Below are 20,065 nucleotides of genomic sequence, written 5' to 3' on the forward strand. Positions count from 1 at the left end.
GCGGCTTGCTATGTGCGAAAGTTCTTTGACCGCACCGCATGGCTCAAGTATCGGGCGGCGCATGCGAAGCTTTGACGTGCTTGTGGTCGGCGGCGGCCATGCCGGGGTCGAGGCGGCCTGCGGTGCCGCGCGCATGGGTGCGCGCGTGGGACTCGTCAGTTTCGATCTTGATGCTATCGGCGCGATGAGCTGCAATCCGGCGATCGGCGGACTGGGCAAGGGGCATCTTGTCCGCGAGGTTGACGCATTGGATGGCGTTATCGGGCGAGCGGCAGACGCCGGGGCAATCCATTACCGCATGCTCAACCGGTCCAAGGGGAGCGCGGTATGGGGCCCCCGGGTGCAGGCTGACCGCAGATTGTTCAGGGCAGCGGTGCAGAAGATCGTGCGGGCGCAAGCGGGGCTTGAGGTGATTGCAGGCGAAGCTGCAGCATTACGGCTTGCAGGAGATCGCGTGTGCGGGCTCGATCTGGCCGATGGTGCTGCGCTTGAAGCACCGGCAGTGGTTCTTTGCACCGGCACTTTCCTGGGCGGCACTTTGTTTCGGGGTGAGGAGCGCTTTGACGGCGGCCGGATTGGAGAAAACGCGGCGCATCGGCTGGCTGCGCAATTGCGCGGGGCAGGTCTGCCGATGGCGCGGCTCAAGACCGGCACGCCTCCGCGGCTTGACGGACGTACGATCGATTGGGCGCGGCTTGAAGAGCAACCTTCCGATGTCGATCACTGGACCATGTCCCCGCTGACCGGGCGGCGCATCAATCCGCAGGTGTTTTGCGCCATCACCCGCACGACCGAGGCGGCGCATGAGGTAATCCGCGCCAATCTGCATCGTTCACCGCTGTTCACCGGCGCCATCGAGGCGGCGGGCCCGCGCTATTGCCCGTCGATCGAAGACAAGATCCACCGCTTCGCCGATCGGGACGGGCATCAAGTCTTCCTCGAGCCGGAGGGTCTGGACACCCGTCTTGTCTACCCCAACGGGATCAGCACTTCGTTGCCGAGTGATGTCCAGCTCACCATGTTGCGCGCCATGCCAGGCCTGGAGCAGGTAGCGATGGAAGTGCCGGGCTATGCCGTGGAGTATGACCATATCGATCCGCGTGCGCTCACGGCTGACTTGCAGTTGCGCGCGATTCCAGGGCTTTATTGCGCGGGGCAGATAAATGGGACTACCGGGTATGAAGAGGCGGCGGCGCAGGGCTTGATCTCCGGGCTCAATGCTGCGGCGCAGGTTCTGGGTCGCGAGGCGCCTGCGCTTGACCGGGCCAACAGCTATATCGCGGTGATGGTCGACGATCTTACGCTGCAAGGTGTGAGCGAGCCCTATCGCATGCTTACCGCGCGCGCCGAATATCGCTTGCGACTGCGCGCCAACAATGCCTCCACCCGCCTTACCCCGCTTGGCATTGCCGCTGGCTGCGTCGGCAGCGAACGGGCTGAATGGTTTGTGAGGCGCGAGGAGCGGCGGGCGGAACTGGCGCCGCATTTCGATACCGGGATCGCGGCGAAGGAGCTTGACGATGCTGGCCTGCCCGTTCGGCGCGACGGCGGAATTAAGCCGGTCAGCGAATGGCTTAGGCATGAGGGCGTGGAGGTGGCCGATCTGCAGCCTTGGCTCGGCGCTGAATTGCTAGCTGATGATCCGCTGGTCGCGGAGATGGCTGAAGATGCTGCCTACGCGCCCTATCTGGCGCGCCAGGATGCCGAATTGCGTGACTTGCGAGCAAGCGAAGCGCTCGCCTTGGGGGGCGATTTCCCGTTTGGCGAAGTGCCCGGCCTGTCAAACGAGATGGTCGAACGGCTGATCGCATCCAAACCGGCCAGCCTGGCAGCAGCGGGCCGTGTGCCGGGAATTACCCCTGCGGCGCTCTCGGCCCTGCTGGTCCACGCCCGGCGCAGGCAGAAAGCCGCGTGAGCCACGAATTGCTGAGCGATGAGGCCGGGGCGCGGCGCTACGTCGAGGCTCTTGCAGATGCGGCGGCGATGGAGCGGCTCGAGGCGCTGATTGCGGCCTTGCTGGAGGAGAATCAGCGCCAGAATCTGATTTCACGCCCATCTGAAGCGCAGATCTGGCGGCGCCATGTTGCAGATAGCGCGCAGCTGCTACGCTTTGTTCCACGTGAAACGTCCAGCCCATGGCTTGATCTCGGGACAGGGGCGGGTTTTCCGGGCCTTGTGATCGCCGCACTTGATCCGCGCCGCGAAGTTGTACTGGTTGAATCGCGCACGCGCCGGGCGGAGTGGCTAACGCGCATGACGCAGGCACTTGACCTGCCGCTCTGCCGGGTCGAGGGGCGACGGCTGGAGCAAGTCGAACCCTTTCACGCGCGTGTCATATCGGCACGCGCCTTTGCGCCGCTCGAGAAACTTCTTCGATTATCCGCACCCTTTTCCACAAAGGCGACCGCCTACCTGTTGCCCAAGGGGCGTTCAGCGGCGCAGGAACTGAGTGAACTCCCCGCGCAGATTCGCAAGCTGTTTCACGTGGAACATTCCTTGACCGATGCGGAGGCGGGGATCATCGTAAGCACTTGAGTGCAGGAAGGCGGAACAAGGCCGATGATTACGATAGCCATAGCGAACCAGAAAGGCGGGGTGGGCAAGACCACGACCGCAATCAATATCGCCACCGCATTGGCGGCGATCGGTTGGCGCACGCTGCTGATCGACCTTGACCCGCAAGGCAATGCATCGACCGGCCTGGGGGTAAGAAGCGAAGCCCGCACCGCTTCCAGCTATGACGTGCTGATTGACGGAGTTTCCCTAAGGGAATCAATGGTTCCGACCAGCATCCCCGGCCTGGATCTTGTGCCGGCGACGGTTGATCTGAGCGGCGCGGAGGTGGAACTGGTTTCGGTCGAGAAACGCACCTCGCGCCTTGCCACAGCGCTGCGCGGTCATCACGGCCACGATATCTGCTTTATCGATTGCCCGCCTTCGCTCGGACTGTTGACCCTCAATGCGCTGTCAGCCGCAGATACGCTGTTGGTGCCGCTGCAATGCGAATTTTTCGCGCTGGAAGGGCTTAGCCAGTTGCTCCAGACCGTCGAGCAGGTGCAGCAACGTTTCAACCCGGCGCTGGGCATCATCGGTGTCGGCTTGACCATGTTCGATCGCCGCAATCGTTTGACCGACCAGGTGGCTGACGATGTGCGCGAATGCCTGGGCAATCTGGTGTTCGAAACGGTAATCCCGCGCAACGTGCGCCTGTCTGAAGCGCCCAGCCATGGGCTCCCCGCTCTGGTCTATGACCATTCCTGCGCCGGCAGCCGCGCCTATATTGCCCTTGCCCGCGAATTGATCGGCCGCTTGCCTGCCGAAAGGAAGGCAGCATGAGCGAATCCTCCGATCCGATCCGTTTTTCCGTGCCGGCGCGCAGTTCGGCCGATAGAAAGAAGAAATTGGGGCGGGGGCTGGGCGCATTGCTCGGCGAAACCAGGCGGGAAGAGCCGCTGATGCAGGCGGATGGCATGGCGCCTGACAAAGATGACGTTCAAACAGGGGCTTACCCTACATCTGGCCTCGCATCACTGCCAATTGCCACGATCGAACCGATGCCGGGGCAGCCGCGCAAACGGTTTGACGAAGCTGCGCTTGACGAACTTGCGGCGTCGATCGCTGCTCGCGGCGTGATCCAGCCGATAATTGTGCGCCCGCGCGGTGAGGGGCGCTATCAGCTGGTCGCGGGCGAGCGCCGTTGGCGCGCGGCTCAAAAGGCCCAGCTGCACGAAATTCCCGCACTAGTGCGCGAACTTGACGAACGTGAAGTCATGGCGCTGGCTTTGATCGAGAACATCCAGCGCGAAGACCTCAATCCGGTGGAGGAGGCCCGCGCCTATCACAGATTGAGCGAAGATGAAGGGCTGACTCAGGCCGAAATCGCGCAAATGGTTGAAAAATCGCGCAGTCACGTCGCCAATTTGCAGCGTTTGCTGGCGCTTCCCGATGCCGTGCTTGACCTGGTGGAGGGTGGTGAGCTGTCGATGGGGCATGCCCGCGCGCTGATCGGGCATGATGACGCGGCGCAGCTGGCCAAGCGTGCGGTGCGCGAAAACCTCTCGGTGCGCGAGGTGGAGGGCCTGGCGCGCGGCGATGCCGCACCCAGGCTTCGCAAATCGGCCAAGCGCAGCACCAATGATCCGGCCAAGGATGCCGATATTGCGGCGGTCCAGGCGCATCTCGAGGAATTTCTCGGGCTGACAGTGCGAATCAAGACAGAGGCGGACCCGCGCAAGGGGGCCGTCACGATCCGCTATCGCACACTCGACCAGCTCGATCTGATCTGTCAGCGGCTGACGGGTGGCGACATCTGACGGCTGAAGGAAGTTGCGCCGCGCGACTCTGCCCAATCCGCGGTCACGCCGCAAGTTGCGCCGCGCAACTTCATTGGCCCAAGTAAATGAAATTACGTATAAAAATTCTTCCCCGATCAAATCCGATCAGACAGGGTCCTGGCGAGCGCTTCAATTCCCTCGGCATCCTCCTGCGAAAACCGCGCTGGTTCGGGTGAATCGAGGTCGATAACAGCGATCACTATCCCGCCGCGCATTACCGGCACCACCAGCTCTGAACGGCTCGCTGCATCGCAGGCGATATGACCGGGGAAGGCGAGAACATCTTCCACCAGCTGAGTCTTGCCGCTTTGCGCTGCCGCGCCGCAAACTCCCGAACCCAGCGGAATCCGGATGCAGGCCGGCCTGCCGACGAAAGGGCCAAGCACCAGCTCGCTTGAGCCCTCTTTCGCGTCTGTCATCCGATAGAAACCGGCCCAGTTAAGGTTCGGCACAAATTCCCATAACAGCGCGGCCACATTGGCCATGTTCGCCACGCCGTCAGGCTCACCCGCAGTCAAGGCGTCAGCGGCATTGCGCAACTGGCGATAGAGTTCTGGCGGCTCGAGCCCGGCGTCAGCTTTGAAATCATACATCGTGCTACGCGATCTACGCGGCAGGGCGGCAAACACAAGCCCCATTGCCGCCAGTCGGGCCTTGGCTTATGCGTCTTGGCATGAGCATCATCCGCAAGATCCTGATCGCACTTCTTGTCATCCTGCTGCTGCTTGGCGCTGCCTTCTGGTGGCTCGCACGCGGCGATACGGCCGACCTCTCGGTGGAGGCAGTTGCCGGAACCGATCCCACACTTGCAGAGCCCAACGCTGAAATAGTGCCGACTGTGCGCATCGCCAAACCTGTCGGCTGGGCAGCGGGTGAAGCGCCCCAACCCGCAGAAGGCCTGGCAGTTGGCCGGTTTGCCGAAGGGCTCGAACACCCACGTACTGTGCAAGCCCTGCCCAATGGCGATATATTGGTGGCGCTCACCCGTGCACCGGCCAGCGAGGCCGATGGCGGGATCATGGCCTGGATCGCGGACTGGCTGATGACAAAGGCTGGTGCCACCGGCCAATCGCCCAACCAGATCGTGCTTTTGCGCGACAGCGATGGCGACGGTGCGGCCGAGATCCGCCGCGTGATAGCAGACGCGGACGCAGGCCTTGATTCGCCTTCGGGAATGAGCTGGCATGACGGCACGCTTTATATTGCCAATCACGATGAAGTGCTTGCTTTTCCGTATGAATTGGGCGCGGAAAGTGTTTCCGGCAAGGCGCGCAAGCTGATGGACCTGCCTGCTGGCGGCGGCCACTGGATGCGCAACCTCGAGATCAATCCAGAAGGCACGCTGCTGTATGTCGCAGTCGGATCGGCCTCCAATGTCGGCGAAGGCGGGATGGAAGCCGAACAGGGCCGCGCCATGATCTGGGAATATAATCTCGAGACCAATCGCCAGCGCCAGTTCGCGGTGGGATTGCGCAATCCCAACGGGCTGGCCTTCAGCCCCTGGACCGGGGAGCTGTGGACCACGGTCAATGAGCGCGACATGCTGGGCAGCGATCTGGTGCCTGACTATCTCACCAATGTGCCTGTTGGCGCGCAGTATGGCTGGCCCTGGGTTTACTGGAGGGACAATGTCGATGAACGGGTCGATGCTCCGCGACCGGCCTATATCGTCGAATATGCGCGCAAGCCCGAATATGCACTTGGCCCCCATGTTGCCGCGCTTGGCCTGGTATTTACTACCGAGGGCCATTTGATGGGCGAGAAATTCGCCAGAGGCGCGTTTGTCGCACGCCATGGTTCGTGGAACCGCAAGCCCCCCTCAGGCTATGACCTGGTCTACGTCGCCTTTGACGAACGCGGCAATCCGGTGGGCAAACCGGTGCCGGTGCTGGGCGGTTTCCTGAACCAGGATGGTACCACCAAGGGCCGCCCGACCTGGGTCGAATGGGGCGGCGATGGCGCCTTGCTGATGAGCGATGACACTGCCGGGATCATCTGGCGCGTCCATGCACCGGGTGCGAAGCCGGGCGCGGGAATTGCGCGGCTCAATTCCGCGCCGCTGCGCCCGCAGCGCGAGTTGACGGGAGATTCGCAGGCGGTGTTCACGCAGGACGATTACGCCCGGATCGTGCCCGCGCAGTAGCCCCAGCCTGGTACCCTAAAGCGATTTGCCGGCACGCCCGGCCAGTTCAACCACGAACTGCCACGCCGATCGGCCCGACAGGGGGCCCCTCGCGCGCGACCAGCCCAGCGCTTCGCTTTCGTCGATTTCCAGACCGAGCGGATCGGCATGTGCCTTGGCGATGGCAAGGTAATCCTGTTGCGAGCAGGGATGGAAGCCGAGCCGCAGGCCGAACCGGTCAGCAAGCGCAAGCGAATCATCCATCGCATCGCGTTCCTGCAGCGGGCCGGGCTGGTCATCCCCGGTGCGCGCCACAATCGCCCGGTGGTTGGAAGTGACCGCAAGCCGGACATTGGCCGGGCGCGGCACAAGGCTGCCCTCAAGCGCGCTGCGCAGATGGCGCATCACCTGGTCAGCGGAGTGATTGAATGCCAGATCGTCAAGGAACAGGATGAAACGGCGCTCAATCAGCTCGAGCGTGGCGAAAAGCTCGGGCAGCGCCGCCAGATTGCCCGGATCGAGCTCGACCAGCGCCAATCGCGAAGGATCTTCGGCCTGCTCTGACGCCACGGCAGCGCGCAGCACTGCCGACTTGCCCATTCCGCGCGCACCCCATAGCAGCATATCATGCGCCGCGTGGCCAAGCGCATGGCGCCGCACGTTCTCGCACACCGCTTGTTTCTGGCGATCTATCCCCTTGATACGATCGAGCGGCAACGCCTCAAGCTGGTGGACGGTGGCGATTCGTCCTGCATTCCAGACATAGCCCGCGTGGCCAAGCCAGTCGGTATTGGTGGATGATGCTGGCGCAAGCCGTTCCAGCGCATCGGCGATGCGTGCCAGCGGATCGCCCTGATCTTGCCCGCGATTACCCATCATCGGCCTCTATCCACCCAAAGCTTCAGCAGGCAGGCTGTAAAGCAGGCCAGCTCCACCGGTGGCTGACGCCTTGAGGCCGCTTGCTTCCGGCACGATCCGATCAAGGAAAAAGCGCGCGGTTACCGGCTTGGTATGCGCCAGCGTGGGCGCAGCACCAGCAGCCACGGCCTGCGCCTGCCTCAACAGCTGCCAGCCTGCAGTAGCAACCGCCAGCATGGTGCAGAATGGCACGCTGCCGGCAAGGCGATCATCCAGGCTTGCCTCAGCGCCCATCCATTGCGCAATCGCGCGGCAATCTTCGGCAAGCGCATGGAGCATGGGCTCGTCCGCGCTGTCCCTAATGATGTCGGCTATCAGCGCATCGACCGCGCCGCCTGCATCCAGCCCCAGCTTGCGGGTGACGAGGTCTGCCGCCTGGATGCCGTTGGTACCTTCGTAAATCGGGGCGATCTTTGAATCGCGCCAGTGCTGGGCCGCGCCGGTCTCCTCGATAAAGCCCATGCCGCCATGCACCTGGATCCCGATGCCTGCCACTTCGACGCCAATATCAGTGCCCCACGCCTTGATCAGCGGCACGAGCACCTCGGCGCGCATCTTCGCCGCGCTATCATCCAGCGTGCCGCGGTCAACCTGCCCCGCGCAGTAATAAAGCAGCGCGCGCGCGCCCTCGGTCAGTGCCTTCATGCGCAGCAGCATGCGCCGCACATCGGGGTGCTCGATGATCGCGACCGGGTTCTTGTCCGGCGAACCGGCGCGGGCCGATTGAACGCGCTCTCTGGCATAGTTCAGGGCCTGTTGTGTCGCCCGCTCGCCTATCTGCACGCCCTGATTGCCGACATTGATGCGGGCATTGTTCATCATGGTGAACATCGCCGTGAGCCCGCGATTGGGCTCGCCCACGATCTCGCCAATACATTCGCCATTGTCGCCATAGCTCATCACGCAGGTGGGCGAGGCGTTGATGCCCAACTTGTGCTCAAGGCTGACACAGCGCAAATCGTTCTTCGGCCCGCGCGAACCATCATCCTTCACGTGATATTTGGGAACGAGGAAAAGCGAGATTCCGCGCGAACCCTCCGGCGCGTCGGGCAGGCGCGCCAAGACGAGGTGGATGATATTCTCCGTCAGGTCATGCTCACCCCAGGTGATGTAAATTTTCTGCCCCTGAATCATATATTTGCCTGCATGCTCGCCCTCTTCGATGGGCTTTGCAGTGCTACGCAGCGCACCCACATCGGATCCGGCTTGCGGCTCGGTGAGGTTCATCGTGCCGGACCATGCGCCGCTCACCAGATTGGGCAGGTACTTCGCCTTCTGCACATCCGAGCCGTGATGCTCGATCGCCTCGATCGCGCCCACGCTCAGCATCGGCAGCAGGTTGAACGCCATATTGGCCGAGCCGAGGTTTTCCAGCACATTGCACGCAAGGGTGAAGGGCAGCCCCTGCCCGCCGAATTCTTCGGGCGAGGCGATCGCGTTCCAGCCTTGCTCGACATAGGCAGCATAGGCGGCTTTGAACCCGTCGGGCAGGCGAACCACACCGTTTTCGAGTTTTGCGCCTTCAAGGTCGCCTAGGCGATTGAGCGGAGCGAATTCACCGGCGGCAAATTGCCCCACACCTTCGACGATTGCTTCGATCAGATCGGGTTCCGCGGCGCCGAAGCGTTCACTTTGCGCCAACTCCTCGATTCCGGCATTCACGCGGATCGCAAGCAGTTGGTCCTGGGTGGGCGGCGTGTATGGCGTCACGGCGTTCGAATCCTTGTCTCGCAGCAAATAACTTGGCTTTGTGCTTCCTCACCTATAGCGGGCACGCATGACCGGCAAGAACGCTTCGGAAGTGCTGCCTGCAGACGCGGAGGGAATCGCCCGGGCGGCCGCGATTCTAGAGCGGGGCGGGCTGGTAGCGGTTCCGACTGAGACGGTATATGGGCTCGCCGCACGGGCAGACAGTGCCGAGGCGGTGGCGAAGATCTTCGCCGCAAAGGGCAGGCCGCACTTCAACCCGCTGATTGTGCATGTGCGCGACGAAGCACAGGCGGAGGGATACGCCCGGCTCTCTGCTGCTGCCAAGGCTCTGATGGCAGCGCATTGGCCAGGGCCGCTTACGCTGGTGCTGCCGCTGCGGGAAGATGCCGGGCTGGCTCCGGCGGTGACGGCGGGGCTACCCACGGTGGCCCTGCGCGCGCCGAAGCATCCGGTGATGCGAAAATTGCTCGCGGCGGTCGATTTCCCGCTTGCTGCGCCTTCGGCCAATCGCAGCGGCTTTATCAGCCCCACGACCGCGCAGCACGTGCTGGCCTCGCTCGAGGATCAGATCGACCTCGTGCTCGACGCAGGACCGTGCGAGGCAGGCGTGGAATCGACCATCATCGCGGTGCGTGAGGATGGTTCGTGCGACGAACTGCGGCCTGGCCCGGTGCAGATCGCTGCAACAGGTGAGCAGGCAGATGGTGCGGGCGAGCCGTCAGCGATCGAAGCCCCTGGGCAGCTGGCCAGCCACTATGCGCCGGGCAAGCCGGTGCGGCTGGGCGCGCAGGAGGCTGAAGCAGACGAATATCTGATTGGTTTTGGCAGTATAGCGGGCGATTGCACGCTTTCGAAGGCGGGCGACCTCGATGAAGCCGCGCGGCGTCTGTATGATTGCCTGCACATGGCCGCCGCGAGCGAGCGGCCACGCATCGCGGTTGCGCCCGTGCCCAAGCTTGGCATCGGCAAGGCCATCAATGATCGCCTGAGGCGCGCTGCCGCCTGATCCGGTATTTAATCGAGCGGTGGCGCGGGTTCGGCCAATGCCGGATTGTTGCGCAGCAGGATCTGGATTTCCGAATAGGTTTCGCGCGCGTGGAAACAGGCGCGCTCATCGCCCTTGCTGCATTGCTTGAGCTGGGCCCGATAGCGGCGATCAAGCTTGCCCAGCTCTTCCTCACGCTGACGCAACTCGCGCCCGCGCTTTTCATCGGCTTCCGACTGGCTGGTGGTGGCTGCATCGACCCCGCTGCTCACCAGCCTGACCGGCGCAGTGACAATGTCTGCCGCGGTGCGAACCACGCATCCGCTCAGTGCGGCAGAACACAAGATAAGTGCAAAAAGGGAAAGGCCGCGCATGAGAACGCTGTCTCACACGCGGCCCTTGCTTGTCCAGTGCTGCGCGGTGAAGCGCCGCAAACTACAGGCGGTTATTCAGCGCCTGCACCTTCTGTAGCCGCAGTTGCAGGCTGGCACTTGAGCGTGCCCGAACCCATCGCGCTGATCTCGCAAGTCGCGCTGCCGAATACCCGCACGTCGCCCGAACCCATGATGTTGGCTTCAACCTGGCCATCGGAGGCGAAGGCTGCATCACCTGATCCAGCGACGGTGATATCGGCCTTCTCGACCTTCAGGCCTTCCATATCCGCCTTGCCCGAGCCCAGGATATTTAGGTCCAGGCTTTCGGCAGTTCCGCTGGCGCTGAGCGAACCGGAGCCGGCAATCGTCACTTCAAGCGCGGTTGCGGCAACGCCAGTCACTGCGGCCTTGCCAGAACCGGCGATGGTGACATCGGCGTGGTCGGCCATCGCAGAAGCTTCGACCGCGCCCGACCCGGCGATCACGATTTCACTGGGTGCTGGCATGGTGACGCGCACGATTGCGGTGCCGGTGTCCTTCCATTTCCCGTTCTTGCGGGAAACAACCAGCGTGCCGTCCTTGAGCGAGAAGCGCAGCAGCTCAACCACCTCGGCATCGCCTTCGACATCGATGTCGAGTGTCTCACCTTCGCTGAGCACAACTTTGTCGGGGCCGGCAAGAACCAGCTTGGTTGGCGCATCGCCTGACATGTCGAGTTCTGCCAGCGGCACGCCTTCTTCGCCGTCGATTTCGATATTCATATCGCCGCATCCGGCAACAGCTGCGGAAAGGGCGATGGCGGCGATCGGTGCCATTCGCTTGACGAGTTTGTGAATCATGGTGCTCTCCTGCATAATGCGTGTTGCCAACATAATACACCAAGGCACGATCTTCAACGTCAAATGCAAGAAGGGCCGCCCTTTCAGGCAGCCCTCCGTCGAACTCCGAATGCGCCTGGTCGATCAGGCTTCTTCGGCGCTCTCGTAATATTGCGGCGCATAGGTGCGCAGCACTTCGAGGATTTTCTCGAGTGCGGTCGCTTCGTCGGTTTCCTCCATTGCCGCGAGTTCGCGCGCAAGCCGGCTGGAGGCTGCCTCGAAGATTTGCCGTTCCGAATAGCTCTGCTCAGGCTGATCTTCGGGGCGGAACAGGTCGCGCGTAACTTCGGCGATCAGCACGATTTCACCCGAATTGATCTTTGCTTCATATTCCTGGGCCCGGCGCGACCACATGGTGCGCTTGACCCTGGGCTTGCCCTTGAGGGTATCCATCGCCTCTTTCAGGGTCTTGTCGCTCGAGAGCTTGCGCATCCCGATCGATTCGACCTTGTTGGTGGGCACCCGCAGGGTCATCCGCTCTTTCTCGAAGCGCAGGACATAGAGCTCTAGCTGCATGCCCGCGATTTCTTCGTTTTGTAGCTCAATCACCCGGCCAACCCCATGCTTGGGATAGACCACATAGTCGCCGACCGTGAAGGCAGGAGCCTTGCTTGCCATGCAAATTCCTTTCTTTGGGCAGGCCTAGAACAGACAGTCGAAAAGCCCCAATCGGGCCCGCAACAGCAGGCTCCGCAGACGCGTTATCGATGTGTGCTGGCGGCCGTGCCTTTCCTTGATTCAACCCGGGCACCGGTGCGAATCCGGTGCGGTTGATCAATTATATAGCACATCGGCAAAAAAATTGCGAGTCGCAACCTAATAGGTGCGGAATCGCGTTGTGCATTGCGTCACGTTGGCTAACCGCAGGCCGCATATGTGCGGCGCGCGCTGTGCAATTTCAGTCGCCTTCGCCTGGCGCGTCGGTGAAATATTTCTCGAACTTGCCTTCCTCGCCCTTGTGCTCGTCTGCGTCAGCCGGCGGTTCCTTCTGGCTGGTTATATTGGGCCATTCTGCCGAGAATTTGGTGTTGAGTTCGAGCCATTTTTCAAGCCCATCCTCGGTATCGGGAAGGATCGCTTCTGCCGGGCATTCCGGCTCGCACACGCCGCAGTCAATGCATTCCGACGGGTTGATGACCAGCATCGTTTCGCCTTCGTAAAAGCAATCGACCGGGCAAACTTCGACGCAGTCGGTATATTTGCACCGGATGCAGGCGTCGGTGACGACATAGGTCATGTAGCAGAATCCCCTTCCAGATCGCGATTCAAATCCGCTGCTAGTGGCTTTACGCCCGTGCGGTCAAGCTCGCGATAATGTGAGCGCGCCATTCCCGGCGGGCCGCGCCGTTCGGGCAGCTCGATCACTTCGACAATTCTTACTTCACCGCTTTGGGCAAAGGTCAGCACATCGCCCGGGTGAACTTCCGCGCTTGGGCGCTGAACATGGATACCGTTGACCCGCATGTGGCCCTGTTCGATCATTGCGCTGGCGCGGCTGCGGGTGCGGGCGAAGCGGAGATAGACCAGCAAGCGGTCCAGTCGCATCGCTCCGCTCATCAGCCAAGCAGCTCCTTGAGCGCATCGAAGGCGCCACCGCCAGCGGTTGGCCTGTCAGGCCCGGATGGTTTGCCGCGATCTGGTTTTCCCTTGTGCTGCTTGTGACCAGCAGGCCCCGCTCCCGGCGAACCGCGCTTGCCCTTGCCGGATTGCGGGCGGCGATCCTTGGACGCTTCGCCCGGCCGATGAGGGCGCCAGCTCCAAAGATCGGGTGCGGGCGGGCCAAAGGCGCCTTCCGCCAATGCGCGCGCGCCAAAGCGCTTGAATCCGGCACTGCCAAGCAGGCGAGGGATATTGTCCGCCTCCAGCCCGATGGAGACCGCCAGCGCGGTGTCGAGCACGAAGCGCTGAGGCGGCTTGCCCCTTGCCTTGGCCGGAGCTGCCCGGGCGCGGGCGTCGAATGCAGCGCGCAAGATCTTTTCTGCCAGGTCGACGCGGATTGCCTGGCTACCGGCGCGGCGATATCCGGCTGGCAGGCGCCTTTCATCGCCGATCACCGGCAACATTGCTTCGTTGAGCGGGCGCTGGTCTATTCCCAACGCGTGGAGCAGCCGCCGCGGCGCCGGCTTGAGCAGCGCATGGGCGAAAATGTCGAGCGCGCCGAACACCACCCCCAGCTTGCGCAGATAGGGGCGCATGTCCTTGGGCAAATGCTGCAGTCCGGCGTCCTCGCGGCTGACCGTGCCATGCGCGTCAATCAGCGTGTGTAGCAAGGCGCGCGCTTCCGAACCGGCTGCGGGATCACGTGCCGCTGCGGCCAGAGCGCGCAAGGGTGCCAGTGGTTCCAGCTGGGCATCCAGCCAGGACTTGAGCGCCCCTTCAAACCGCTTGCGTATGGCCTCGGGCAGCAAACCCAGTTCACGCACCAGCACCAACCGCGCTGCACTGAAATCATCGGAGAACTCGATCGTCGCCAGACGATGCCCTTTCCACATGATCGCGCCTTCGGTCAGTTCCAACTCCGCGGCCCCGTGAGACATCAGCCATTCCGCGCGCTGCGCCAGGATTGTGGGCAAAGCCTTCTCTCCGGCAGCCAGCAACATTTTGCGGTCTGCCACTGTCGCATCCGGCTCGACCACGAAGCGGAATCCGTCGAGCCGCCCGATCGGCTCGCCATCGACGGTCAACGCTCCGTCAGGCGCCAACTCTACCCGCAGCCCTTGCCCATCTTGTCCAAGCGATTTCATCAGCAGCGACGTCCTTCGGTTTACAAATCTCTCGGTCAGGCGCGCGTGCAACGCATCCGACAGCTTTGCCTCGACTGCACGGGCCCGGGCGAACATCTCGTCTCGCGCCAGCACCCAATCGGGCCGCTGGCAGATATAGGCCCAGGATCGGATCGCGGCTATCCGCCCTTGCAGCGTATCGATATCGCCCTGCATCCGGTCGAGTTCGGCAATGCGCGCAGCGACATAGTCTGCGCCGAGATATCCGTCACGTAAATCCTGCCATAGCCGCGCGACGAAGCGGGCGTGATTGTCCGGCCCGACAGAACGGAAATCAGGGAGCGAGCAAGCCTCCCAGAAGCGGCGCACCAGGCCCGGACTGGTCACGCCCGCGGCAATCGGCTCATCTGCCAGCCGCTTGAGCACGGCCAGATCGATCGCTTCAGGGGCGGGGCGCAACTCAGGCTCGTCTGGCGGGGCCTCCAGATCCGATATCAGCGTGGCGAGATCGCCAAATTGTGGCTCGGCCTGGCGCCAGAACAGATGGGTGAGCGGGGCAAAGCGGTGCTCCTCGATCGCGTAGATTTCTTCATCGGTGAACTCGGGCGAGGCGGTGCTGCTGCGCATGCCGGAAACCGTGCCAAATGAGCCGTCGCGCTGGTGCCGCCCGGCGCGCCCGGCGATCTGCGCCATCTCGGCAGGGGTCAATCGCCGTTTGCGCTGCCCGTCGAACTTGGTCAGCGCTGCGAAGGCAACATGGTGGAGGTCAAGGTTGAGCCCCATGCCGATGGCATCGGTGGCCACGATGTAATCCACATCACCATTCTGGAACAATTCTACCTGCTTATTGCGCGTTTCCGGTGAAAGTGCGCCCATCACCACCGCAGCCCCGCCGCGAAACCGCCTTAGCGCTTCCGCAATGGCGTAAACCTGCTCGGCGCTGAAGCCCACCACCGCGCTGCGCGGCGGCAGGCGTGACAATTTACAGCTACCGACGTGGCTGAGCGTCGAAAAACGCGGCCGCCGGACCATTTCCGCCCGTGGCACCAGCGCCCTGACCAGCGGCTCAATCGTCGCCGAGCCCAGGATCATGGTTTCCTCTCGCCCGCGCGCATTGAGTAGCCGGTCGGTGAAGATGTGCCCGCGCTCGGGATCGGCGGCCAGCTGCGCCTCATCGAGCGCGACAAAGGCATGACCGCCGCCCAAGCGGTCCATTGCCTCGACCGTGCAGCAGAAATAGCGCGCATCGGGTGGCTCGATCCGCTCTTCGCCGGTGATCAGCGCAACCGCCTTGTCCCCCTTGATTGCGCGCACCCGGTCATAGACCTCGCGTGCCAGCAAGCGCAGCGGAAAACCGATCATTCCGCTTGAATGACCGCACATCCGCTCGATCGCCAGATGGGTCTTTCCGGTGTTGGTCGGGCCCAGGACCGCCTTGATTGTGCCGTCGCTCACGCCGCCGATAGTGACAGGCCGAATCCCGCCGGGCAACTGCCACCGGGCGTTGCGACCCGCCTTCTCAACACTTCGCCGCTTGGCGGACTCGCTTGATCGTAAATTAAGCAGAGATTTACTATGATAAGCTACAGAATTCCGCCATTGACCGCTCAGCGCCTGTCTCGGGACCACTGGGCGCAAGGGAGATCGGGGCTTTGGAGCAATTGCGCGACATGCCAGGCGAGAGCGAGGCCTCGCTTGAGGAGCCATTCCTCGATTTTGACGGCGACTGCGCGGCCGTTCAACCAAAGGGCACCGTCAATAGCCGTTCGGGCAAGATCGTGCTGAAGCGCTTCGGTGGCTGGCGCTCGCGTTATCAGCAATGGCGTGACGAGATCTCGCGCAAGCTTGATGGCGTCGATCTGGCGCCTGATCTGGCCGAAGATATCGGCAGCCCGCGCTGGTTTCGCGGATTGGGCACGATGCTGGGGCTGGGCGCAGTGGCCTTGGCACTATGGCCCGATTTCGCGCCGCTTGAAGCGCGCCCGGCGATGACGATGAACCAGTCCGTGCGTGACGAATTCCGCAGCCATATGATCACGCCGCTGGCACTGGGCGGTGACAGCGGGCGGCAGATGGGGGCCGGGCGACAGGTCAAGCCGCTCGCGTCAGCTCCGGAGCGCCCGCAAATAGAACTGGTCGCAACTCTTGCGCGCGGCGACAGTTTTGACCGCATGTTGCAGCGCGCAGGGCTTGGTTCGGCCGATGCTCAGCGGGTGCACGAGCTTGTCGCCAGTGAAATACCGCTTGCGGAAATCGAGCCAGGCACACGGATCGACATCACGCTGGGCCGACGGCCCCGCGAGGGCGCGCCGCGCCCGCTCGATGCGCTGGCCTTTCGCGCACGGTTCGACCTCCAGCTTGAAGTGCAGAACGACGCCGGAAACCTGTCGCTGCGCCGCAAGGTGATCCGGGTCGACGACACGCCGCTGCGCATTCGCGGCACCGTGGGCCAGAGCCTTTACCGATCGGCGCGTGCCGCCGGGGCACCAGCGGGCGCGGTGCAGGATTTCATCAAGGCGCTCGATGGCCAGATCGACCTCAATCGAAGTGTCCGTTCGACCGACGAGTTTGACATGATCGTGGCCTATCGCCGTGCTGCCACCGGCGAACGCCAGGCAGGGAAGGTGCTCTACGCCGGCATCGACCGGGGTGGCCAATCAAAAACCCAATTGATGCGCTGGGGCGAGGACGGGATTTTCTATGAAGCTTCGGGCGTGGGCGAGCAGCGCAATGGCTTGATCGCGCCGGTCCCGGGCCGGATTACGTCAGGATACGGCATGCGCCGCCACCCGATCCTGGGCTATCGGCGGATGCATTCCGGGATCGATTTCAACGCCCGATACGGAACCAGTATTGTGGCCGTGACAGACGGGCGGGTCAGCGGTGCCGGGCGCATGGGCGGCTGCGGCAATGCTGTGCGGCTTGATCATGGCAATGGGTTGCAGACACGCTATTGCCATATGAGCCGGCTGGCTGTGAGCCGCGGCCAACAGGTCCGGCGGGGCCAGGTGATCGGCTATGTCGGATCGACCGGGCTGTCGACCGGCCCGCACCTGCATTACGAGATGTATCGCGGCGGCCGCGCGCTTGATCCGCGCAGCGTGCAGTTCGTCAACCGCGCGCAGTTGGAGGGGCGCGAGTTGTTGAACTTCCGCGCCGCGCTGGCCGAACTCAAACAGATCGAGCCGGGCGCTGCCCTTGCAGACCTCGAGCAACGCCCCGAAGAGATCGAAGCGCCGCAGCGCGAGATCGAACGGATCGACAGCAAGCGCGAAATTCGCTGATCGTTGCGCGGCCCGCAATTATGCGGCAACACTCGCCCGCATGAATGGATCCTACCCCAATCTGCGTTTGCGCCGCACCCGTGCCAGCGGCTGGAGCCGTGCGCTCCACCGCGAGAATGTGCTTACCCCGGCAGACCTGATCTGGCCGCTGTTCGTCACCGCAGGGACCGGCGTGGAAGAGCCGATTGCGACCCTGCCCGGCGTCTCGCGCTGGTCAGTCGATCTGATCGCGGCGCGCGCGAAAGAGGCAGTAGACCTGGGAATCCCCTGCGTGGCGCTGTTCCCCAACACACCTGCCGACAGGCGCAGCGACGATGGAGAGGAAGCGCTCAACCCTGATAATCTGATGTGCCGCGCGATCCGCGCGATTCGTGATGCGTGCGGCGATGATGTGGGCATCCTCACCGATGTCGCGCTCGATCCCTATACCGCGCACGGGCAGGACGGGCTGGTGGATGATACCGGCTATGTGGTGAATGACGATACCGTGGCGGTATTGGTCGATCAGGCGCTCAACCAGGCAGAAGCGGGCGCTGACATCATCGCCCCATCCGACATGATGGACGGGCGGGTCAAGGCGATCCGCATGGCGCTGGAGATGAACGGGCACCCCAATGTCCAGATCATGAGCTATGCCGCGAAATATGCCAGCGCCTTTTACGGCCCATTCCGCGATGCCGTGGGCTCGCGTGGATTGCTGAAGGGCGACAAGAAGACCTATCAGATGGACCCAGCCAATGCCGAAGAGGCGCTGCGCGAGGTCGCGCTCGATCTGGCCGAGGGGGCCGACAGCGTCATGGTCAAGCCGGGCCTCCCCTATCTCGACATCGTGCGGCGGGTGAAGGAGCGGTTCGAGGTTCCGGTGTTTGCCTATCAGGTGAGCGGCGAATATGCGATGATCGAAGCGGCGGTTGCTGCCGGCGCGGGGGAGCGCGATGCGCTGGTGCTCGAAACGCTGATGGCGTTCAAGCGGGCCGGCTGCGCGGGGGTGCTCACCTATCACGCTGCGCATGCCGCGCGCTTACTCAATGGCTGAAATGACCAGCTTTCGTTGCGAGACCGACCGGCTGATCCTGCGCGACTGGCGCGGGGATGGCGATTGGGCGGAGTTCTTCCGCGTCACGAACACGCCCGCCGTGATGCAATGGCTTGGCGGCGTGCTCGACGATGAGGGTATGGGCAAGCAGCGCGCCCGCGTCGAAAGTTGCGCCGCGCGACTTGGGCATTGTTTCTGGGCGGTCGAACGCAAGGCCGATGGGGAGATTCTCGGGTTCTGCGGGCTCAAGCACGCCGATGCGCCCGGGTCGACGGTCACCGGCGCGATGGAAGTCGGCTGGCGGCTGCGCGAGGACACCTGGGGGCAAGGCTATGCGAGAGAGGCAGCCACAGCCGCGCTCGATCTGGCGTTCGAACGGTTTGATGCGGAGGAAGTGGTGGCGCTGACGGTTGAAGGGAACAAGCCCAGCTGGGGCCTTATGCTGCGCCTGGGCATGCGCCGCCGCGAAGAGCTCGACTATCCCGATGCGCGTTACCAGCCACCGTGGCGCGATACGGTGGTCTATTCGATTGGACGCGAGGAATGGGAGGCCCAAAAGGGTGGGGCGCATGGCTGACATCGTGATCGAGACCGAGCGGCTGGTGCTACGCAAGCCTGACGAGAGCGACGCGGCGTTGCAATATCGCTTGCTCAATACCCCTACGGTGATGGAGCATCTGGGCGGCCCCAAGGAGTTGCACGAAATCGAGGCCAAACATGCCAAGTCGATGGCATGGTTCGCCAAGCTGGGTTTTGGCTTCATGATGATGGTCGAGAAGTCCAGTGGCGAACTGGTGGGCCATGCAGGGATGAAGCTGGTCGACAATCCGCTGGCACCGAACCAGGGCGATCACGAGATTGGTTGGCTGGTGCGCGAGGACCGCTGGCGCATGGGCTATGCTTATGAAGCAATGCGCGCAGTGGTCGACTGGGCCTTTTCAAGCATCGGTGCGCCGCATCTTGTTGCCCTGACCTGCGAACGCAATGCGCCAAGCTGGCGGCTGATGGAGAAGCTGGGCATGCAGCGCGACCTTTCGCTCGAATTTGACGATCCAGCCTATGCTCCGCAGGATAATCCGACGATCCAGTACAAGCTGACCCGCGAGCAATGGAAGGCTGCGCAATGACAATACGCCCTGGCGTCAACATCATTCCGATCCACGGGAAAACGCCCAAGATCCACGACACCGCCTTTATCGCGCCCGGCTGCACGATAATCGGCGATGTAGAAATCGGTGCGGGCAGCTCGATCTGGTACAATTGCGTAGTCCGGGCCGATGTGTTCCGCATTCGCATCGGCGAGCGCACCAATGTGCAGGATGGCAGCGTACTGCATTGCGACCCACCGCGCCCGGGCGATGAGGAGGGCTCTGCGCTGATCATCGGCGACGACGTGCTGATCGGTCATATGGCGATGGTGCACGGCTGCACCATTCATGATCGTGGTTTCGTGGGGCTGGGCGCGATCGCGATGAACAAGTCGGTGATTGGCAGTGACGCCATGCTGGCGGCAGGTGCCATGCTGACAGAGGGCAAGGTGATGGAGCCGCGCACGCTATGGGCCGGCCGCCCCGCCAAACCCCTGCGCGAGCTGTCGGATGCAGCCATAGCTGGCATGCGCATCGGAGTTGCGCATTACGCGGATAATGCGAAGCACCATGCGGCGGCGGTTGAGCAGGCGTTGGGTGATGACGGCTAGCC

Annotated in this window: 20 protein-coding genes; 11 read left to right on the forward strand and 9 right to left on the reverse strand. The window is 63.0% G+C overall.

Annotated features, from left to right (window positions below):
* The first annotated feature begins 61 nt into the window (after positions 1-61).
* The 4 genes from mnmG to ACX3VQ_RS06855 are packed head-to-tail and all read left to right on the forward strand — an operon-like array spanning position 62 to position 4,313.
* Positions 62-1,915, forward strand: a complete 1,854-nt coding sequence (gene mnmG, locus ACX3VQ_RS06840; RefSeq protein WP_462580127.1) for a tRNA uridine-5-carboxymethylaminomethyl(34) synthesis enzyme MnmG — start codon at positions 62-64, stop codon at positions 1,913-1,915.
* A gap of 8 nt (positions 1,916-1,923) precedes the next feature.
* Positions 1,924-2,535, forward strand: coding sequence for a 16S rRNA (guanine(527)-N(7))-methyltransferase RsmG (gene rsmG / locus ACX3VQ_RS06845; RefSeq protein WP_462572528.1), 612 nt, complete (start codon positions 1,924-1,926; stop codon positions 2,533-2,535).
* Between the two features lie 24 nt (positions 2,536-2,559).
* On the forward strand, positions 2,560-3,336 hold the full coding sequence (locus tag ACX3VQ_RS06850) for a ParA family protein (protein WP_462580128.1): 777 nt from the start codon (positions 2,560-2,562) through the stop codon (positions 3,334-3,336).
* A complete protein-coding gene (locus tag ACX3VQ_RS06855; protein WP_462580129.1) occupies positions 3,333-4,313 on the forward strand; it encodes a ParB/RepB/Spo0J family partition protein in 981 nt (326 codons plus the stop codon). Before ACX3VQ_RS06850 ends, ACX3VQ_RS06855 begins: the two co-directional genes overlap by 4 nt.
* 116 nt (positions 4,314-4,429) lie before the next feature.
* On the opposite strand, the gene ACX3VQ_RS06860 is transcribed toward ACX3VQ_RS06855, so the two are convergent.
* Positions 4,430-4,927, reverse strand: a complete 498-nt coding sequence (locus tag ACX3VQ_RS06860; RefSeq protein WP_462580131.1) for a GAF domain-containing protein — start codon at positions 4,925-4,927, stop codon at positions 4,430-4,432.
* Positions 4,928-5,007: 80 nt separating this feature from the next.
* Between ACX3VQ_RS06860 and ACX3VQ_RS06865 the strand changes: the two genes are divergently transcribed.
* Positions 5,008-6,477: a PQQ-dependent sugar dehydrogenase gene (locus ACX3VQ_RS06865; RefSeq protein ID WP_462580132.1), complete on the forward strand. Its 1,470-nt coding sequence runs from the start codon at positions 5,008-5,010 to the stop codon at positions 6,475-6,477.
* Positions 6,478-6,492: 15 nt separating this feature from the next.
* On the opposite strand, the gene ACX3VQ_RS06870 is transcribed toward ACX3VQ_RS06865, so the two are convergent.
* Both ACX3VQ_RS06870 and ACX3VQ_RS06875 read right to left on the reverse strand, forming a co-directional pair.
* A complete protein-coding gene (locus tag ACX3VQ_RS06870) occupies positions 6,493-7,335 on the reverse strand; it encodes a DUF815 domain-containing protein (protein WP_462580133.1) in 843 nt (280 codons plus the stop codon).
* Positions 7,336-7,341: 6 nt separating this feature from the next.
* Positions 7,342-9,084 carry an acyl-CoA dehydrogenase gene (locus tag ACX3VQ_RS06875; protein ID WP_462580134.1) on the reverse strand — a complete coding sequence of 581 codons (1,743 nt, stop codon included), beginning with the start codon at positions 9,082-9,084 and terminating at the stop codon, positions 7,342-7,344.
* Positions 9,085-9,151: 67 nt separating this feature from the next.
* On the opposite strand from ACX3VQ_RS06875, the gene ACX3VQ_RS06880 reads away from it, so the two are divergent.
* Positions 9,152-10,090 (forward strand): L-threonylcarbamoyladenylate synthase, encoded by a 939-nt coding sequence (locus ACX3VQ_RS06880; RefSeq protein ID WP_462580135.1) that lies wholly within the window; start codon positions 9,152-9,154, stop codon positions 10,088-10,090.
* Positions 10,091-10,098: 8 nt separating this feature from the next.
* Here ACX3VQ_RS06880 and ACX3VQ_RS06885 read toward each other — a convergent pair whose 3' ends face one another.
* The 6 genes from ACX3VQ_RS06885 to ACX3VQ_RS06910 form a co-directional block, all read right to left on the reverse strand.
* Positions 10,099-10,386: a hypothetical protein gene (locus ACX3VQ_RS06885; RefSeq protein ID WP_462580137.1), complete on the reverse strand. Its 288-nt coding sequence runs from the start codon at positions 10,384-10,386 to the stop codon at positions 10,099-10,101.
* A gap of 128 nt (positions 10,387-10,514) precedes the next feature.
* Positions 10,515-11,282, reverse strand: a complete 768-nt coding sequence (locus tag ACX3VQ_RS06890; protein WP_462580138.1) for a head GIN domain-containing protein — start codon at positions 11,280-11,282, stop codon at positions 10,515-10,517.
* Between the two features lie 123 nt (positions 11,283-11,405).
* Complete coding sequence (locus ACX3VQ_RS06895; RefSeq protein WP_462570811.1) at positions 11,406-11,939, reverse strand: CarD family transcriptional regulator; 534 nt, start codon at positions 11,937-11,939, stop codon at positions 11,406-11,408.
* Positions 11,940-12,219: 280 nt separating this feature from the next.
* Positions 12,220-12,558, reverse strand: coding sequence for a ferredoxin FdxA (gene fdxA / locus ACX3VQ_RS06900; RefSeq protein ID WP_462580139.1), 339 nt, complete (start codon positions 12,556-12,558; stop codon positions 12,220-12,222).
* On the reverse strand, positions 12,555-12,878 hold the full coding sequence (locus ACX3VQ_RS06905) for an RNA-binding S4 domain-containing protein (protein ID WP_462580140.1): 324 nt from the start codon (positions 12,876-12,878) through the stop codon (positions 12,555-12,557). The genes fdxA and ACX3VQ_RS06905 overlap by 4 nt, the downstream gene beginning before the upstream one ends.
* A complete protein-coding gene (locus ACX3VQ_RS06910; protein WP_462580141.1) occupies positions 12,878-15,499 on the reverse strand; it encodes a helicase-related protein in 2,622 nt (873 codons plus the stop codon). The genes ACX3VQ_RS06905 and ACX3VQ_RS06910 overlap by 1 nt, the downstream gene beginning before the upstream one ends.
* 197 nt (positions 15,500-15,696) lie before the next feature.
* Between ACX3VQ_RS06910 and ACX3VQ_RS06915 the strand changes: the two genes are divergently transcribed.
* Genes ACX3VQ_RS06915 through ACX3VQ_RS06935 form a run of 5 tightly spaced genes read left to right on the forward strand, consistent with a single transcriptional unit; the run spans position 15,697 to position 20,063 of the window.
* Positions 15,697-17,328 carry a peptidoglycan DD-metalloendopeptidase family protein gene (locus ACX3VQ_RS06915; RefSeq protein WP_462580142.1) on the forward strand — a complete coding sequence of 544 codons (1,632 nt, stop codon included), beginning with the start codon at positions 15,697-15,699 and terminating at the stop codon, positions 17,326-17,328.
* Between the two features lie 40 nt (positions 17,329-17,368).
* Entirely contained in the window at positions 17,369-18,364 is a 996-nt protein-coding gene (gene hemB, locus ACX3VQ_RS06920) for a porphobilinogen synthase (protein ID WP_462580143.1), read from the forward strand.
* A gap of 1 nt (position 18,365) precedes the next feature.
* Positions 18,366-18,941 (forward strand): GNAT family N-acetyltransferase, encoded by a 576-nt coding sequence (locus ACX3VQ_RS06925; protein ID WP_462580144.1) that lies wholly within the window; start codon positions 18,366-18,368, stop codon positions 18,939-18,941.
* Positions 18,934-19,491: a GNAT family N-acetyltransferase gene (locus ACX3VQ_RS06930; RefSeq protein WP_462580146.1), complete on the forward strand. Its 558-nt coding sequence runs from the start codon at positions 18,934-18,936 to the stop codon at positions 19,489-19,491. Before ACX3VQ_RS06925 ends, ACX3VQ_RS06930 begins: the two co-directional genes overlap by 8 nt.
* A complete protein-coding gene (locus ACX3VQ_RS06935) occupies positions 19,488-20,063 on the forward strand; it encodes a gamma carbonic anhydrase family protein (RefSeq protein WP_462580147.1) in 576 nt (191 codons plus the stop codon). The genes ACX3VQ_RS06930 and ACX3VQ_RS06935 overlap by 4 nt, the downstream gene beginning before the upstream one ends.
* Positions 20,064-20,065 lie beyond the last annotated feature (2 nt).

The sequence above is a fragment of the Altererythrobacter chaiwopuensis genome (assembly GCF_054957735.1).

Coding starts and splice junctions, on each gene's coding strand:
- ACX3VQ_RS06865 (WP_462580132.1), top strand. CDS start 5,008: ATGAGCATCATCCGCAAGATCCTGATCGCACTTCTTGTCATCCTGCTG.
- ACX3VQ_RS06905 (WP_462580140.1), bottom strand. CDS start 12,878: ATGAGCGGAGCGATGCGACTGGACCGCTTGCTGGTCTATCTCCGCTTC.
- ACX3VQ_RS06890 (WP_462580138.1), bottom strand. CDS start 11,282: ATGATTCACAAACTCGTCAAGCGAATGGCACCGATCGCCGCCATCGCC.
- mnmG (WP_462580127.1), top strand. CDS start 62: ATGCGAAGCTTTGACGTGCTTGTGGTCGGCGGCGGCCATGCCGGGGTC.
- ACX3VQ_RS06930 (WP_462580146.1), top strand. CDS start 18,934: ATGGCTGACATCGTGATCGAGACCGAGCGGCTGGTGCTACGCAAGCCT.
- ACX3VQ_RS06860 (WP_462580131.1), bottom strand. CDS start 4,927: ATGTATGATTTCAAAGCTGACGCCGGGCTCGAGCCGCCAGAACTCTAT.
- ACX3VQ_RS06850 (WP_462580128.1), top strand. CDS start 2,560: ATGATTACGATAGCCATAGCGAACCAGAAAGGCGGGGTGGGCAAGACC.
- ACX3VQ_RS06935 (WP_462580147.1), top strand. CDS start 19,488: ATGACAATACGCCCTGGCGTCAACATCATTCCGATCCACGGGAAAACG.
- ACX3VQ_RS06895 (WP_462570811.1), bottom strand. CDS start 11,939: ATGGCAAGCAAGGCTCCTGCCTTCACGGTCGGCGACTATGTGGTCTAT.
- ACX3VQ_RS06880 (WP_462580135.1), top strand. CDS start 9,152: ATGACCGGCAAGAACGCTTCGGAAGTGCTGCCTGCAGACGCGGAGGGA.
- ACX3VQ_RS06855 (WP_462580129.1), top strand. CDS start 3,333: ATGAGCGAATCCTCCGATCCGATCCGTTTTTCCGTGCCGGCGCGCAGT.
- hemB (WP_462580143.1), top strand. CDS start 17,369: ATGAATGGATCCTACCCCAATCTGCGTTTGCGCCGCACCCGTGCCAGC.
- ACX3VQ_RS06870 (WP_462580133.1), bottom strand. CDS start 7,335: ATGATGGGTAATCGCGGGCAAGATCAGGGCGATCCGCTGGCACGCATC.
- ACX3VQ_RS06925 (WP_462580144.1), top strand. CDS start 18,366: ATGACCAGCTTTCGTTGCGAGACCGACCGGCTGATCCTGCGCGACTGG.
- fdxA (WP_462580139.1), bottom strand. CDS start 12,558: ATGACCTATGTCGTCACCGACGCCTGCATCCGGTGCAAATATACCGAC.